Origin of the sequence: Streptomyces sp. NPDC014870, from assembly GCF_043081505.1 — a bacterium.
GTDB lineage: Bacteria > Actinomycetota > Actinomycetes > Streptomycetales > Streptomycetaceae > Streptomyces.
Genome location: NZ_JBIBWQ010000005.1, coordinates 17,643 through 33,788, shown reverse-complemented (window position 1 = coordinate 33,788; position 16,146 = coordinate 17,643). Strand labels below are relative to the sequence as shown.

Here is a 16,146-nt window from a genome sequence, read left to right as displayed (position 1 = left end):
CAGGCATAGTAGGGGCCGGTCCGACAGCTGGAGCCCGGGTGTGGAGAACCCGTGAAGACGCCGGCGGAGACTGCGCCTGACGAAAATTGGGGACTCATGGCATCACGGCGGGATGAGCTCAACGCGTACACCTTTGCGAAGAAGCGCACGGTGGCCGCATTCCTCCAACCTTCTCCCTCCGGTACCGAGGAAGGGGCGCCGAGGCCGTTGCGGGCGGTCGTGCCCGGGCTCATCGTCGGCGCGCTGGTCCTGGCCGGTTTCGGCGCCTGGGGCATGTTCAGCCCCAAGGCCCCGAAGGGTTGGGACAAGCCCGGCACGAAGGTGATCGTCGGCAAGCAGTCGACGACCCGGTACGTCGTCCTCACGACCGGCAAGGGAAAGGACAGCAAGACCCTGCTCCACCCGGTCCTCAACCTCGCCTCCGCGCGCCTCCTCCTCACCCCCCAGGCCTTCTCGGTCATCCAGGTCGCCGACGAGGTCCTCGATGCCGGCACGCCGCCGCGCGGCCCGATCCTCGGCATCCCCTACGCCCCCGACCGGCTCCCCTCCCCGGGCGACGCCGGCACCGCGAAGCGGTGGGCCGTGTGCGAACAGCCGGGCGGCGGCAAGGGGAGCAGCGTCCAGAAGGCCACGTTCGTCTTCGCGCAGCGGGACTTCAGCCGCACCGAGGGCGCGGGGCGGCTGAAGGACGGCCAGGTCATGTACGTCAAGGGGCAGAAGGGCAGCGCCCGCTACCTCGTCGACCACCGGGGTACGAAGTACCTGATCCCCGGAGCGCCCGACGAATCCGCCGGACTCACCACCGCCCTGGTCGGCCTCCAGAAGGAGCCGCAGCAGGTCACCGACGACTGGCTGGCCACCCTGCACACCGGCAGCCCCATCGCGTTCCCGCAGATCCCGGGCCGGGTGGGCGCGTCCGCCGGGGTCGGCGGCGGCCTCAGCCAGACCGAGGACCGGGTCGGCATGGTCCTGCTGGCGCAGACCGGCTCCGGGCCGCAGCACTACGTCGTCCTGCCGGGCAAGGTGCAGCCGGTCTCCGAGTTCACGGCCTGGTTGCTCATCAACTCCCCGCAGACCGACCCGCTCGACATGGACGGCCGGGTGACCACCGTCGACGCGGCCTCCTTCACCCCGGACGCCACCACCTTCGGCACCCAGTACCGCTGGCCGACCCGCAAGTCGCAGCAGATCAACGCCGAGACGGGGGCCGGCGCCCGGGACACGATCTGCAGCGTCCTCAACAGCGTCGACGACAAGGGCAGCACGACCCTCACGACCTGGGCCGGTACGAAGTACCCGGCCGAGATCACGGCCGGCGGCACCAGCACGTACGTCACCCCCGGCAGCGGCCTGCTCTACACCCAGGTCCAGGGCAACCAGACCAAGCCCGACGGCTCGCTCTTCCTGGTCACGGACACCGGACTGCGGTACGCGGTCCAGGCGAACGGCGACAGCGATGCCGCACGCTCCGACATCGGCAGCGGCGACGGCACCAAGCAGCCGACGGACGGCCGCCCGGAACCGAGCGAGGCGCAGACCCGTCTCGGCTACGAGAAGGTCACCCCGGTCCTGGTGCCGATCGCCTGGTCGGAGTTCCTGTCGAAGGGCCCGAGGCTGGACACCAACAGCGCGCGTCAGCCGCAGGGTTCGTAGGGGGCGCCGGATGACGACGACCCGGAAACTCTCCTGGCTCACGGCGACGACGCTGACGGCGCTGCTGGCGGCGCCGCCGGCGTCGGCCGCGCAGCCTTCTTTGGCCCTCGACGGCAGCGGCGAGTGCACGTTCCCGATGAAGAAGCAGATCGAGGGCATCCCCTGGTCCCTCCAGCGGGTCCTGCTGGACGAGCTGTGGCAGGACACCAAGGGCAAGGGCGTACGGGTCGCGGTCATCGACACGGGCGTGGACGACGTCAACCCGCAGCTCAAGTCGGCGGTGGACGCCAAGTCCGGCAAGGACTACCTGAAGCCGGACAAGGACAACCCGGGCGGCGCGGACGACTCCCAGCGGGGTAAGACGGACGGCACGGTCGACGAGGTCGGACACGGCACCAAGGTGGCCGGCATCATCGCCGCCCGCCCGCGGGTCGGGACGGGCTTCGTCGGCCTGGCGCCCGAGGCGACGATCATCCCGATCCGCCAGAACGACGAGAAGAACAGCGGCAAGTCGGACACCATGGCCCTGGCGATCGACCACGCGGTCGACAAGGGCGCCGACGTCATCAACATCTCCCAGGACACCACCCAGGCCCTGAGCGAGGACTCGGCGATGGGCAGGGCGGTGGCCCGAGCCTTGGCGGAGAACGTAGTGGTGGTGGCCTCGGCCGGGAACGACGGCATGGACGGCAAGCTCAAGAACACATACCCGGCGGCCTTCCCGGGCGTCCTCGCGGTGGCGTCCTCGGACCGCAACAACGAACGGGCGGAGTTCTCTCAATCCGGCACGTTCGTGGGCGTAGCGGCCCCGGGCGTCGACATGGTCTCCACGGTCCCCGGCGGCGGCCAGTGCGTCGACAACGGCACGAGCTTCTCGGCCCCGTACGTCTCGGGCGTCGCCGCGCTCCTGCGCGCCAAGCACCCGAAGTGGACCCCGGCCCAGATCGTGGCCCGTATCGAACAGACGGCGGTACGGTCCGTCAACGGCCGTGACAACCACGTGGGTTGGGGCGTGGTCGACCCGGTACGGGCCCTGTCCGACGCCCCCGACCCGGCCCCGACGGCCCCGGTCCCCGACCCGGCCCCACCGAAGCCCCCGGCCCCGGAACCGGCCCACCTGGCGATGACGGAGACCCCCCAGGAACGGGCGGAGCGCATCGGCACGTACGCCCTGGGCGTGGGCGTCGTCCTGGTGGCCGTGGTCGCGGGCACGGCGACGGTCATCAGAGACAGCCGACGCCGGAGCCGGAGACCGGCCGGATGAGCGGCGTCAACGATCCAGCTTTGCAATTGGAACTGTCGTACCAAATGGCTAGAGTGGTGAACGAGTTCATGAGCCTGACGAGGGGGCACTGAGATGACGGGGCCGGGCGGGGGCGGCAACAAGGGGCTGGAAGTCGGAGAGGTGACTCTCCAGAGCTTCTACTCACGCATGCAGAAGCTCGTCGAGGAACTGCAGGGCTCGCCGGCCGAGCACACGAAGATCGGCGAGCAGAAGGTCACGGCGGCTTCGTACGGCACGGGATTCACGGCCGCGACGGAACTGCACAGTGCATACGAAAAGGTACGCACCCGACTCGAAGAGCTCACCAGAACCTTCGGCGAGACGATCGAAGGCATGGGCCTCGCGGCGACGATCGCCGACAAGGGCTACGCGGGCGTGGACGAGGAGGAACGCGAGCGGTACGCCGCGATCCAGAAGCGCACGCAGGAGGAGTACCGCGAGCGCCAGGGCGGCGAGGGAACGGGCACCGACAAGGACAAGCCCGAGCAGCCCGCCAAGGACACGGGCGACACCGGCGGATTCAGCTAAACGGGGGGAGTGGCAACACCATGGCAGGAGAGTTCGAGGGGAAGTCCCTGGACGCCCTCTACGCGATGATCGCGTCCGCCAAGCCGGAGGAGATCACCACCACCGGCTCGGCGCTGGCGGCGGCGGTCCCGAAGATCCTGGACATCGCCGCGGACCTGCGGTTGTACGTCAGCCGTGTCCAGTGGGAGGGCGAAGGCGGCAACGCGTTCCGCACCTGGGCCGGTGGCGTGGCCACCGAAACGCTCGTCCTGGGCGACTTCACCAAGGTCGTGGCGGACGAGATGCAGCGCGCGGGCCAGGCCCTCTCCGAGGCTAAGGCCGCGGTCCCGAAGCCGGCGGGCATGTGCTTCGCGGACCCGGAGAAGGAGAAGGCCCGCATCGAGTCGGAAACGGGCCCGAAGCTCCAGGAGGCGATCCACCAGCTGGAGCGTCTGTCGTCGTACTACGACGCGACGCGGGAGCGGATGGGGGCGGAGCGAGAGCCGGAGTTCAAGCCACTTGGGGGGCAAGACCGGGGCGGCGAGTACGCGTACGGGCCGAATGCCACTGGCGGCGCAACCTTTGGGGCTTCCGCCGGAGGAGGCGCTACTGATGTCGACCAGTCGTCGACCAGGACACGTGATGGTGCGTCCCCGGGGCGGACAGTCCCTGACGTTGCCGTGCCTCCCGCTGCACAGAGGGTGCCGGAATCTGAGGTGAACACCAACCTTGACTCCGTGACAGTCACGCCGGAGGCTCCGCCCCGCACCACCGGGCAACCGCCGACCACGCCGCCGGTGACAACGGCCGGTCCGCCGACGCCCCCCTTGCCGCCCCTTGCACCACAGCCGACCTCGGGTCCGCCTCGCGGGAACCCGGGGCTTCCGGGTCCTGCCAACGGCGGCCTGAAGGGCCCCAGCCCGCTCGCGACACCGCCACGTGCGGAAGGCATCACAGGCGGCCGCCAGGTGCCTGGCCGTACGCCGCTTCCCGGCCAGGGGCCGCGCCTGCCGATGGGCCCGGTGATCGGCGAGGAACGCGCTGCTCAGTACGCTCGCGGAGCGGCGGGCGCGCACGGGCCTGGCGCGGGCATGCACGGCGCTCCGGGTGGCAACGCCAGCGGTGCGGTGGGCCGACGGCTGGCCGTACAGCCAGGTGGCACCGTTGGGAATCCCACCGGGTCCGGTGCTCGGGCATTCACCCCGGGTGGCACTGGCCTGGTCCGCCCGACCTCGACCGAGCGGGGCGAGGAGGAGCGCCGCACGAGTCGTTCCCGGCCTGACTATCTAACTGAGGACGAGGAGACGTGGGCCACGGGCCGACGCCAGATCGTCCCGCCTGTCATCGACTAGGAGTGCTTCGTCCATGCCCCAGCTTGTCCGAGTCTCTTGCCGTCGCGCGGCGGGTTCACTCGGTGTACTGAGCGCTGTCGTCGCGATGTCGACCATCGCGGCTCCGGCGGCGCAGGCGGAAGACATGCGCGGACGTCAGTGGTACCTCGACGCGATGAAGGCGGACGATCTGTGGAAGGTCGCCACGGGTAAAGGCATGACCGTCGCAGTACTGGACACCGGAGTCGACTCGACGGTGTCGGAGCTTCGCGGCAAGGTGTTGCCCGGCTACAACTTCTACGACGCCGGTGGAGGGCCCGGTCGCCTCGATGAGCGGGAGGACGACCGGCACGGCACGAACATGGCTATCGCCATCGCGGGCAGCGGAGCCGGTGGTGGTATCAAGGGAATCGCCCCCGATGCGAAGATCCTTCCTGTTAGGACGGGTGATCAGGCCTTCTTCGGAAACGGCGCGACTCTGAAGGGGATCCGCTACGCCGTAGACAATGGCGCGCGTGTCATCAACATCTCGTCGGGTGGCCCTGCTGATCCGGAGGAAGATCAGGAGTGGCAGGAGGCAGTGAGCTACGCGGGGCAGAAGGGGGCATTGATTTTCGCGGCTTCCGGCAACGACGGATTCGAGAACCCGCAATACCCCGCAGCCATCCCCGGAGTGGTCGCCGTCGGCGCCCTCGACACGAAGGGCAAGGTCGCCAAGTTCTCCAACTACGGCGACCACCTGGCACTCGCCGCCCCAGGCGTAGAGATCCCCGGGCGCTGCACGGACGACAAGTCGAAGTACTGCGCGGGCTGGGGCACAAGCCAAGCCACCGCCATCGCCTCCGGCACCGCCGCCCTCATCTGGTCCGCGCACCCCGACTGGACCGCCAACCAGGTCCTCCGGGTCATGATGGAGACCGCAGGCCACGTCGGTGAGGTGCCGAGCAAGTACATCGGCTGGGGCTCCATCCGGCCCGCCCAGGTTCTCCTGGAGGGCAAGGGCAACCCGGGCGACCCGAACGTCAACCCGCTGCTCACCGCGCAGCAGCAGGCACAGGACAAAACGCAGTCGCAGTCGCCCACACCTCAGACTTCCCCCTCTCCTGACAGCACGGGGGCAAGCGGCACCAACGGGCCGGACCAGGAATCCAAGAAGCCTGAGTCCGCGGCCCGGCCCGACGAGGGCGGATTCCCGCTCTGGGGCATCGCCGTGAGTGCCGTCGCGGTCGTCGCCGTCGTCATCGGCGTCGTCGTGACGGCAGGCAGACGCAACAGGAGAGCGTAGCCAGAGCTGAGCTACGCGTACGCGCAACGAGCACGAGCACTTCCCGACAACGAGGAGCGTCACATGACCAGCCCCGCAGGTGGGTTCGGGCTTGCCGAGGATCCGGTAACCCAGGCCAAGAACAAGATCATGCAGACCGGTGAAGAGGTCTCCAAGCAGGCCCGCGAGATGGCCAACATCCTCGAAACGGTCCACGCGGGCTGGACGGGTGCCGGTGCCGCCGGCTTCAAGACGGCGCAGTCGCTTCTCAACGAGGACCACGACACCATCCGCCGCCTGCTCAACGTGCTGCTCACGGCGGTCAACGAGACCAAGAACCTGAGCGCGGCGAACGACTTCGAGGTGTACCAGACCCTCAAGGCCAACAACTCCGCGCTGAACAACATCTGAGCCCGAGGAGAGCACGATGTCCGGCATCGACCAGAACACCAAGGTCCGGTACGAGAGCGTCCAGGAGATGGCGAACCGCCTCCGGGTCGTCTCCTCGAACATCATCAAGGACCTCGAAGAGATGAACGCCGCCCTCCGGGTCGTCACCGACACCTGGGACGGTGAGGCCCACGCGGAGTACGTGATCCTCCAGGGCAAGTACAAGAAGCGCGCCACGGACATGAAGGAGCGGCTCGAACTCGTCGCCAAGCAGATCGAGCAGGGCAAGGACAGCTACCGAGGCACGGACATCAAGGCCTCGCGCCTGTTCACCGAGGGGTTCTGACCCCACGGCGGAATGCCGTGCGGCACGCGCGAAGGGCCCGTTCCACCCGGAACGGGCCCCTTCCACTGCGTGGCGGCAATCCCGCGCGACCTACGTCAGGTCGAACTCGCCGTCCTTCGCGCCCAGGACGAACGCCGTCCACTCGGCCTCCGTGTAGCGCAGAACGGTGTCGGGGTCGAGCGACGAGCGCATCGCGACCGCTCCACCCGGGAGATGGGCGATCTCCACGCGCTCCTCGTCGGGGCTCGTGCCGGGCGCGCCCTGCCACTCGACGTCGCTGATGTCGAGCGCGTACAGCTCGTCCTTCTCCTGCTGAGTGCCCATCTGGCCGGCCCCTTCGTGCGGTGGCGGAACGTGGAACGTCCTTGCAGGTCAATGATCGGCGTCGAGAGGGTCCCCTGTCACCTGAACCTTTGAACCTCCCGGATCCTTTGGACCTCCCGGATCCTTTGGACCTCCCGGATCCTTTGAACCTCCCTGAACCTCTGAACCTCCCTGAACCTCTGAACCTCCGGAATCCACCTGCCGCCTCGGGCCCCGCACTGCTCCCGTACCCGCTCCGGCCCTCGCAGTAGCGCTCAAGTAGGCTCGTCCAGGCTCAACAACAGATTGCAGGGGTGCGTGAAATGTCGCGGCTACGCCACGGCGACCCTCCGTGGGCTGGATCCTTCGTCACCCTGGCCCGCCTCGACGCGGACTCCGAGCAGCCCGTGCCCGCACGCCGGTTCATCGTGCGCGGTGTCGACGGTGACCGCACGTACCTCGCCGCCCGCCCGCACGCCGCCGCCGACCCCGGCCGCTGGGCCATCGAGGCGGAGGAGGCCCGTCGGCTCTCGATCCCGGGGTTCCAGCCGGTGGAGGAGACCGGTGGCACGGCGGAGTTTCCCTGGAGCGCGACGCCGTACGTCCCCTCGCTCCCGCTTCCCGCCGCCCTGCGGGCGCACGGCGGGCCGCTGCCCGAACCCTTCGTACGGGCCCTGGGCACCGCCCTCGCCCAGTCGCTGGCCACGGCGCACGTTCGCGGCGTGACGCACGCGGGGCTTTCCCCGGCAGCCGTCCTGCTCACCACCGAGGGGCCGCGCCTGTGCTGCTACGGGGCCGTACGGGCCGCCGCACCGGACGGCGAGCGACGCGACGGGCTGCCCGGCCTCGAAGCCGGAAGCCTCGCTCCGGAGCAGGCCGCCGGGGGGCGTCCGCGCCCGCTGGGCGACGTGTACGCCCTGGGCGCGGTGCTCGCGTACGCCGGCACCGGCCACACCGTCCCCGAACGCCAGGAACTCCCCGTGTTCCTCCGCACCCTGATCCCGGCCTGCATCTCCCGCGATCCCGCGACCCGCCCCCAGGCGCACGAGGTCCTCGCCCATCTGAACCCGGGCGCGAGTACGGCTGCCCCCACGGCTCCGGCGGCGCATCAGGCCACGGCCCTGGACGCGGCGGCCCCCCTTCCCCTGCCGGCGGCGGTGGTCGCCTGGCTGGCACGCCAGTCGGCGCAGGTACTCGCTGCCGAACTTCCGCCGAACTCCCGCCCGTCGCCGATCTGGACTGACTGACGCCGATGTTCTCTCCGCTCACCCACGACGACCCCGCCGGCCTCGGCCCGTACCGCCTCATCGCCCGCCTGGGCAGCGGCGGCATGGGAACGGTCTACCTCGCCCGTTCGGACACCGGGCGAACGGCGGCGCTGAAGACCATGCACGCGCGTATCGCCACCGACCCCGCCATCCGTGCCCGCTTCCGGCTTGAGGTGGACGCGGCCCGTGTCATCGGCCCCGTCCACGGGGCCCGGGTCTTCGACGCCGACCCGCTCGCGGAAACCCCGTGGTTGGCCACCGAGTACGTGCTCGGCCCGCCTCTCGACGACGCCGTGGCTCTCGCCGGTCCGCTTCCCGAGACCGCCGTACGGGCGCTGGGCGTACGGCTCTGCGCGGCGCTGGCGCAGCTCCACGCCTCGGACGTCGTCCACCGGGACCTCAAGCCCTCCAACATCATGATCACCGCGGACGGTCCCAAGGTCATCGACTTCGGTATCGCCAGGGCCATCGGCGACGACCGTCTCACCCGCACCGGTGCGGCCGCGGGTACGCCCGCCTACATGTCCCCCGAGCAGGCGACCGGACAGGAACACACCGCCGCGGGCGACGTCTTCGCCCTCGCCGGGGTCCTCACCTACGCGGCGACCGGCCGGGGCCCCTTCGGCGCCGGACAGCACGCGGACCTCCTCTACCGCGTCCGCCATGCCGACCCCGACCTCGGCGCGGTCCCGCCGCGGCTGGTCTCGATCCTGGCCCGCTGCCTCGGCAAGAACCCCGCCGACCGCCCCGCGACCACCGAACTCGCCACCCAACTCGGACGCGACCAGGGCGACTTCGCCGACTACCTCCCCGAGCCCCTGCTCATGGAGGTCGCCCGCCGCGCCGGCGGCGTGTGGCGGGCCAAGCCGCACCGCCTTCCGTCCCCACCTGAACAGGCCCTCGCCGAAACCGTCCCGAACCCGGACCCGAACGGCACCCCGAGGGTCGCCTCTCCGCTCTCCCGCCGCAAGCTCCTTACCATCGGCGGGAGTTCCGCGCTCGGAGCGGCGGCGGTGGGCGCCGGTGCCTGGGTCCTGCTCGGGAACCAGGACGACACCGATCCCAAGCCACCCGCCACCGCGGCTCCGCAGCAGCCCAAGTGGGACCTCTCCTGGCAGGTGAGCACCAGCTACTTCAACCCCCTCATCCTCCCCGCGCCGCTCGTCCTCGACGGACTGCTCGTCATGGGGGAGTACGGGGTGCAGGGCCTGGATCCCCTCACGGGAGAGACGAAGTGGGCGGACCCCGAGGTCTATTTCAGGCGCCGCATGGCCACGGACGGCAGGCGGATGTATGCCGCCGACTACACGCTCGAAGAGACCGATCCGCTCACCCTCTCCACGGTCGATCCGGCGACCGGAAAGCTCGACGACCCCTTCTGCGAGATCGACGACCTCAGGGCGATCCTCTACGGGACCCAGCTGCTCGGCGCGACGGGCGACGCCGTCTTCCTGGCAGCGGGCCGCGGCCCGCACGAGAGGGTCGGTTTCCGCAAGGACCAGCAGTGGTTCCTGCTGGCCGTCGAGACCGGTTCGGGAAGGAAGCTCTGGGAGACCCCGCTGCCCGCACGGCCGGACAAGTCCGAGCGCCTGCACTGTCTGTCCTCCCAGGTCACCGGCGAGCACCTGGTCCTCGTCCAGCAGTCCGCGGACGGCGTACCGAGCCTCGTCGTACGCGACGCGGCGACCGGCAGAGCGCTGTGGAATCGGCCGCTCGAGAGCGAGCGGCCGGCTCTCGACAGGGCCCAACTCGCGGTGGACGACAAGCACGTGTACCCGGCGGCCGGTGAACTGCTCGCGCTCCGTCTGACCGACGGCGGGACGGCCTGGCGCTTCGAAGGGCGGACGCCGGGAGCACGTTTCGGCCCCGCGGCCGTCAAGGACGGTGTCGTCTACGCGGTGGAGGAAGGCCGCGGCCTTGTCGCGCTCGACGCCGCGAGCGGCACCCTGCGCTGGGCGGAGAGCCGCGCCGCCACGGCCGAGGACCTCGCCAACCCTCCTGTGGTCGGGATCGCCTCCGTGTACAGCAGGTCCTCGTCCGGGCTCGTGGCAGCGGACATCCGCACCGGCGTCTCTTCCCGTCCCCTGAAGGCGGCCAAGGGACGGTACTTCACCCACACCTCCGCCAAGCGGCTCATCGCCATCGGCGAGGAGTACGCGGCCGCGTACCCCCTCGCCTGAACTCACCCCCACAGAAAGCGTCCTACGCAATGAAGCCGCTGGAGTCCGGAGACCCGATCCGACTGGGCCCGTACCGCATCCTCGCCGTGCTCGGTGAAGGAGGCATGGGCAAGGTCTACGTCGGCCAGGACGGGGAAGGCCGCGCGGCCGCCGTGAAGGTGCTGCACCCCCACCTGGCGCACGACGAGAACCTCGCACGTCGCTTCGTCCGCGAGGCCGAGATGGCCGGTACGGTCGTGAGCGGCTCCGTGGCTCGCGTCCTGGACGCCCGGACGGAGGGCGGGCGACCGTGGATCGCCACCGAGTACCTGACCGGTCCGACACTCGCCGACGCCGTTCACGCCCACGGACCGCTGGACGAACCGACGGTACGCGCCCTCGCGGCGGCGCTCGCCCACGCGCTCCGGGACATCCACGCCGCCGGCCTCGTCCACCGCGACCTGAAACCGGCCAACATCGTGCTCACCTCGACGGGCCCGCGCGTCATCGACTTCGGCATCGCCCGCCCGGAACACGGACTGACCCTCACGACGACCGGCCAGATCCCGGTCACCCCCGGCTACGGAGCGCCCGAGCAGGTCCTGGGCCGACGTGTCGGCCCACCGGCCGACGTCTTCTCCCTGGGCGCGGTCCTGGTGTACGCGGCGAGCGGACACCACGCGTACGAAGGCGCGCACGTCGCCGCCGTGCAGTACGAGGTGGTCCACGGCGCGCCCCGCCTGGACCGCGTACCGCCCGTGCTCCAGCCGCTGATCGGGCCGTGCCTCGCCGCGGACCCGGCGTACCGGCCGCTGCCGGACCAGATCATCCAGTCGTTCGCCCCGCCGCGGGGCGCCGAACGCGCCTGGAAGCGGGGACCGATCGCCGGCGACATCGCGGCCCGTGGGCGCTCCCTCCATCAGCTGACCACGGTGCCGGGCGGGGTCGCACCACGATCCGTCTCGCGCCGGCGCCTGCTGACGGGCCTGGCCGTCGGCGGGACCGTGCTCGCCGTGGGCGGCGGTACCGCCGCGTGGTGGAGCCGGCGGTCGAACGGCGCGGGCGGCCCGTTCGACATCCCGCCGGCCGTGGAGACCCCGAAGGCCCGTGTCCTGGACCCGACGAAGGGGGACTACGTCCTCGGCGAGACGCCCGAGCCCCTCTGGAGCGTCTCCTCGGCGCTCGGAGACCCGACGCCCGCACCCCTGCCGGTACGGGACGTCGTTATCGTCGGTGCACCGGGGGGCGGCATCGCCGCGCGTGGAGTCGTCGACGGCAGCCTCCGGTGGTCGGCACCGGAGACCGTGTCCGCGCAGCGGTATCTGTCACTCTCCGACCGCCTGATCGCGGCCACTGACCGGAGCGGCACGCTGAGGACCTTTGTCGCCTCGACAGGAGAGCCGAAGTGGACGTCCCCCGCGGAGGCGTCCTCCCTCCTCGCCGCGGACGACGACGCCGTCTATGTCATCACCAAGGACAGGCGCGTGCGCAGCATCGGCCAGTCCGACGCCGAGATCCGCTGGACGGTCGACGTCGGCTCGGATCTCGGCACGAAGGCCCTGTCGCGTGGGGTGGCGGGGCAGGGCCGCCTGGTGATCGGCACGGAGGAGGGGGATGTCATCGCCCTCGCCACGGCCGACGGCCGCAAGGTCTGGGACCGACACGACCAGGCCGAAGGCACCCGCGCCAAACTCGCCCTGTCCGGGGGCTCCCTCTGCATGACCGGCAGGAACCTCACCGTCGTCGACGTCGTCGACGGAAAGGAACGCTGGACGGCCGAGAACCCCCGAACGCCGAACGCCGAAGCCGCCTTCTGGGGCCCGCCGACCCTCGACGGCAGACACGTGTACGCGTCCTTCCTCGGATCCCCGCTCCGCTACGACCTCCGGGACGGAAAGCCGAGCGACTGGGCGTACGCCGGCCTCTTCCAGTGCGATCCGCCCAGCCCGCTCGTCGTGCAGGGAAACGGACTCTGGTCGGTCGCGGTCAACACGAAGCAAGGAGGCATCAACGTCATCGACCTCTCGTCCGAAGGCCGTCCGCCGTGGGTGTTCCGCATCATCAAGACCCCCGACCTCTACTGGATCACGGGCGACGGAAACCGCGTGTTCCTCATGGACGGCACCTCACTGAGCGCCCTGCCCGTGTTCTGAACGACGTCGTGCGGCTCGGCGTTGTCCCGCCCGCCGAGCCGCAGCGATGCTGAGGTCTACTACTGCCCGACGCCCGCGCTCACGACTCGATCTCCTTGAAGCCAGTGAGGGCGCTGCCTTCGACTTCGGCGAGCACGCTCTCCTGTGTCGCCTCGTCCGTGTTCCTGCTCTTCAGCCAGATCCGGGCGAGATCGACGCCCTGAGTCCTCAGGTGATCGAAGCGCCCCTCCGCCCCGGTTCCCTCGAAGCTCTGGAGCCAGGCGGCCGTAAGGCGGTCGTCGGGGTCGTTCCCCTCTCCCGCCGGGGCGGCCAGGCCACGCTCGAGCTCAGCCACGGCCCTCGCACGCCAGGCTCGCGCCTCGTCTTCGTCCAGGCGGTCTACAGCCACTGCTGCGATACCGTCGAGAACACCGAGGACGCGAGCGCTCTTGGTCGGTGGCAAGGAGAGGGACGCCTCCTTCGCGTCATGGGGGACACCGGCCAGTTCCCGCGCCACGTGCCGGGTCTCGGCCGCGCGCAGTAGAGCGTAGGCGCGGGGGTCCTCGGAGATCGCACGCACGACGTCCCGGAAGAAGTCTCCGTGCACGGAGAGGTGATAGGTCCCGCCGGACTCCCAAGGCGGGGCCAACTGATCGCCCTCGACGACGTACTTGCTGTCGAGGGCGGCGAGTATCTCGTGTACGTCCGCGGTGTAATCCGCCAACGCGGTCGCGAGCGGGAGCCGCAGCGCGGGATCGAGGGTGAAGTCGCTCGGCTGCGTGAACCCGACCGCGAACAGGACGTCTTTCAAAGCCTGGGCCTGCTGCTGACTGTGGCGTCCGGGCTCGCCGTTCACCGTCGCCTTCACGATGGCCTCACCGAACGCGGCGCAGCTCATGCCGGGCTGCACGGCCGCCCCCAAGGACCGCTCAACCCGCTCGCTCTCGGCCAGACCGTTGCACGTGGACGACGACGAGTCCCGGCCGACGACGAACCACGTGATGATCCCGCCCAGCAGCGCCAGAGACACCCCGACAACGATGACCACCGTCAACGGCGTGGTTCGGCGCGCAGTACGCCCAGTCATGCTTGCCCTCATTCCTTTCCGTCGACAGCCAGGTCAGTTCGTCGTGTCCGTCAGGTACTTCTGAGCGGTTTCCGTACCGCGGACCCGTCCGTCCAGGACGTTGCGTGTGTAGTTCTGGACATCGGCGTCGGGGATGTCGGGTCGTCCGGTCGCCCAGTCGCTGACGAGAATCGGCACCTGCGTGTTGACGGACAGGTAGTTGTCCGCGATGGCCGGGTTCGCCTTCGCGTCCACTTGGGCCTTCATCTCGTTGCCCCATTGCCAGGCCCATGTGTCCACGCCGCGCTGCAGGGAGTCACCGAAGGCGATGGAGACGCCGCCCGCGGTCGTGAAGTAGAGAGGCGTCACCGCGCCACCGATGACGTGGTAGGCGATCTTGGCCTTCCAGTCCGCCTCGCTGTAGCCCGCCATCCGGCCGTCGTTGATCACGTCCTCCCGGATGGAGGCCATCGCGCCCAGAGCGGTACCCGCCTTGTTGAGCGGGTTGGTCATTTCGGCGCCCTTGGCGCCTTCCGGGATCTGCTCGAGCGAGAGGTCGATGTACCGGGACTCGGCCTTGTGGAGGGTGCCGTACGCCTCCGGGTCCTCCGAGAGTCCGCGCATGAACTGCACCAGATCGTCCTGGGGCACGGCCAGGTGCGTGGTGTCGCCCTCCTTGAAGAACCCTGTTCCGGCCGCCTTGACGTAGTCGGCGTCCAGGCCAGCCAGCATCTCGTGCGTGTCCGCGGTGTACGAGGCCAGGGAACGGGCCAGCGGCTCGCGCAGGTTCTCATGGACGCTCTGGTCCGGGCCGAGCGTGCCGATGACGTCGTGCATGATGCGCGCCTGCGCCTCGGTGTGCGGCGTGGCCGGCCACGGGTCCTGGCCGGGCTTGAGAGGCGTGTGCCCCGTCGTGGCGGCCTCCAGGGCGAGACCGAGGCCGGAGCGGACGTCCTTGTCGGAGGTGTCCTTGCCCGTCGTCTCGATGTTGCCGCGCCAGTCCGTCGTGTTGACGGTGTCCCAGTCGCGGTCCTTGAGGAGGTACTGCAGTCGGTCCTTGTCACCGTCGGCGCTCGGATCGAGGTAGCCGGTCGCCGCTTCCGGGTCGCGGCTCATGACGTTGAGGACACCGTCGACGGGGTCGTTCTTGAACCAGCCGTCCTCCTTGCCGTCGAAGGAGCCGTGCAGGTCCCAGATGCCCTTGTCCTTCTTCTCGGCGGCGATCATGTCGTCCGTGACGTCGCCGAGGAACTGCGGGGAGTAGCCACCGCCCTGTTGCATGAGGGTGGCCAGGCCCTGGTAGCCGCGGATCTCCTGGCCGTGTCCCGTACCGACGGAGATCTTGTCGCCGGCCACGTCGAGGTCGTACTTGGCGACGCCCGCCTTCTTCAGGTCGCCCATGAAGTCGTTGTAGAACCGCGCGTCCGACGTCTTGGACCAGTCGGTGAAGGCGTCCTGGTACGCCTTCGTCCCGTAGGCGAGCTTCTTGCCGTCGGCACCCTTGAAGTCGGGCACCATCGTGGCCCCGGCCAGGGTGTCGGAGAGCCCCTTGTTCGTGTCGCGGTACAGGCCGCGCTGGGACTCGTCACCGGAGTGCGCCCGGTTGTTCAGCGCGTTCGCCAGCTTGATCGTGCCGTCGGCGCCGACACCGCCGATGAAGGTCTGGCTGAAGGCTTTGTTGTCCGAGTTGTCGCGGAAAGCGCGGTTGAGCTCCGCATAGTCGGCGGCGGATACCTTCTCGCCACTGTTGATACGGGTGGCTATCTCTTCGGCGTTGCGTGCTTCATAGACCTCGATGTCGCCCTGCGCTCCGGCGTTGAAGCCGTTGAGCTGGTCGTCCTTGCCCTTTCCGAACGCGTCCTTGTTGCTGTCGACAACCGCGGCTTCGAGGGCGATCTTGACGCCCTCGTCGGCGTCCGAGACGACCTTCACCCGGTCGTCGATGTGCTTCTGCCACTTGGCGACGGATTCACGGACCACCGTCTGACCGTCGGGGTCGTTCCGGTACGCACGCCGCTCGGACTCTGTCAGGCTGGCGTAGTCGAACGTGACGTTGCCCTGTTCCGAGACCAACATTCCGGCCTCGACGGCTTCGGCCCGCGCGGATTCGAGCTTCTTCTTGAGGTCGACGAACTGAGTGTGGGCGTCGCGGAGCAGCGAGGCTATCGCCTTCGCCTGGATCTGCGCCGCGCTGTACTCGTAGCGGGTCCCCGCGAAGTTGGTTCCTGCGACACCGGCGCTGACACCGGTCCAGTTCGGGCCGATGACGATCTTCTGGACCGTGTCCTTGTATCGGTCCTCGACCTTCTTGATCTCGCCGGCCATGGAGTCCCACTTCTCCGCGGCCGTGGTGAGCTTGCCGAAGTCGGTCGTCATGACTTCGTAGTACGTCAGCATGCGTCCTGCTTCCCCGTGAGGTGTCGGTGAGACGAAATCCCGGAA

General features: G+C 69.6%; 13 protein-coding genes. 10 read left to right on the top strand and 3 right to left on the bottom strand.

Going from position 1 to position 16,146, the window contains the following annotated elements; all coding sequences use genetic code 11:
- Nucleotides 1-96: 96 nt before the first annotated feature.
- The 7 genes from eccB to ACF09C_RS15750 all read left to right on the top strand — a co-directional run bounded on the left by eccB (nt 97) and on the right by ACF09C_RS15750 (nt 6,776).
- Nucleotides 97-1,653 (top strand): type VII secretion protein EccB, encoded by a 1,557-nt coding sequence (gene eccB / locus ACF09C_RS15780; RefSeq protein WP_392092040.1) that lies wholly within the window; start codon nt 97-99, stop codon nt 1,651-1,653.
- A 10-nt stretch (nt 1,654-1,663) separates the two neighbouring features.
- Nucleotides 1,664-2,917 (top strand): type VII secretion-associated serine protease mycosin, encoded by a 1,254-nt coding sequence (mycP, locus tag ACF09C_RS15775; RefSeq protein WP_392092039.1) that lies wholly within the window; start codon nt 1,664-1,666, stop codon nt 2,915-2,917.
- 141 nt (nt 2,918-3,058) lie between these two features.
- Nucleotides 3,059-3,466 carry a hypothetical protein gene (locus ACF09C_RS15770; RefSeq protein ID WP_392092038.1) on the top strand — a complete coding sequence of 136 codons (408 nt, stop codon included), beginning with the start codon at nt 3,059-3,061 and terminating at the stop codon, nt 3,464-3,466.
- Between the two features lie 20 nt (nt 3,467-3,486).
- On the top strand, nt 3,487-4,797 hold the full coding sequence (locus ACF09C_RS15765) for a hypothetical protein (RefSeq protein WP_392092037.1): 1,311 nt from the start codon (nt 3,487-3,489) through the stop codon (nt 4,795-4,797).
- A gap of 85 nt (nt 4,798-4,882) precedes the next feature.
- Nucleotides 4,883-6,061, top strand: a complete 1,179-nt coding sequence (locus ACF09C_RS15760) for a S8 family serine peptidase (RefSeq protein WP_392092036.1) — start codon at nt 4,883-4,885, stop codon at nt 6,059-6,061.
- Between the two features lie 63 nt (nt 6,062-6,124).
- Entirely contained in the window at nt 6,125-6,451 is a 327-nt protein-coding gene (locus ACF09C_RS15755; RefSeq protein ID WP_362426878.1) for a WXG100 family type VII secretion target, read from the top strand.
- 16 nt (nt 6,452-6,467) lie between these two features.
- A complete protein-coding gene (locus ACF09C_RS15750) occupies nt 6,468-6,776 on the top strand; it encodes a WXG100 family type VII secretion target (protein ID WP_392092035.1) in 309 nt (102 codons plus the stop codon).
- Nucleotides 6,777-6,866: 90 nt separating this feature from the next.
- On the opposite strand, the gene ACF09C_RS15745 is transcribed toward ACF09C_RS15750, so the two are convergent.
- The gene (locus tag ACF09C_RS15745) at nt 6,867-7,100 is read right to left on the bottom strand and encodes a DUF397 domain-containing protein (RefSeq protein WP_362426872.1); all 234 of its coding nucleotides are present in this window, start codon (nt 7,098-7,100) and stop codon (nt 6,867-6,869) included.
- Between the two features lie 302 nt (nt 7,101-7,402).
- Between ACF09C_RS15745 and ACF09C_RS15740 the strand changes: the two genes are divergently transcribed.
- From ACF09C_RS15740 to ACF09C_RS15730, 3 genes are read left to right on the top strand one after another with little or no spacing between them, the layout of a single operon-like run.
- Nucleotides 7,403-8,326 carry a serine/threonine protein kinase gene (locus ACF09C_RS15740; protein ID WP_392092034.1) on the top strand — a complete coding sequence of 308 codons (924 nt, stop codon included), beginning with the start codon at nt 7,403-7,405 and terminating at the stop codon, nt 8,324-8,326.
- 5 nt (nt 8,327-8,331) lie between these two features.
- On the top strand, nt 8,332-10,527 hold the full coding sequence (locus ACF09C_RS15735; protein ID WP_392092033.1) for a PQQ-binding-like beta-propeller repeat protein: 2,196 nt from the start codon (nt 8,332-8,334) through the stop codon (nt 10,525-10,527).
- A 29-nt stretch (nt 10,528-10,556) separates the two neighbouring features.
- Entirely contained in the window at nt 10,557-12,659 is a 2,103-nt protein-coding gene (locus tag ACF09C_RS15730) for a protein kinase (RefSeq protein ID WP_392092032.1), read from the top strand.
- A 79-nt stretch (nt 12,660-12,738) separates the two neighbouring features.
- Here ACF09C_RS15730 and ACF09C_RS15725 read toward each other — a convergent pair whose 3' ends face one another.
- Together ACF09C_RS15725 and ACF09C_RS15720 are read right to left on the bottom strand one after the other, a co-directional pair.
- Nucleotides 12,739-13,686, bottom strand: a complete 948-nt coding sequence (locus tag ACF09C_RS15725; protein ID WP_392092031.1) for a hypothetical protein — start codon at nt 13,684-13,686, stop codon at nt 12,739-12,741.
- A gap of 72 nt (nt 13,687-13,758) precedes the next feature.
- Nucleotides 13,759-16,101: a hypothetical protein gene (locus tag ACF09C_RS15720; RefSeq protein ID WP_392092030.1), complete on the bottom strand. Its 2,343-nt coding sequence runs from the start codon at nt 16,099-16,101 to the stop codon at nt 13,759-13,761.
- Between the last annotated feature and the right edge of the window lie 45 nt (nt 16,102-16,146).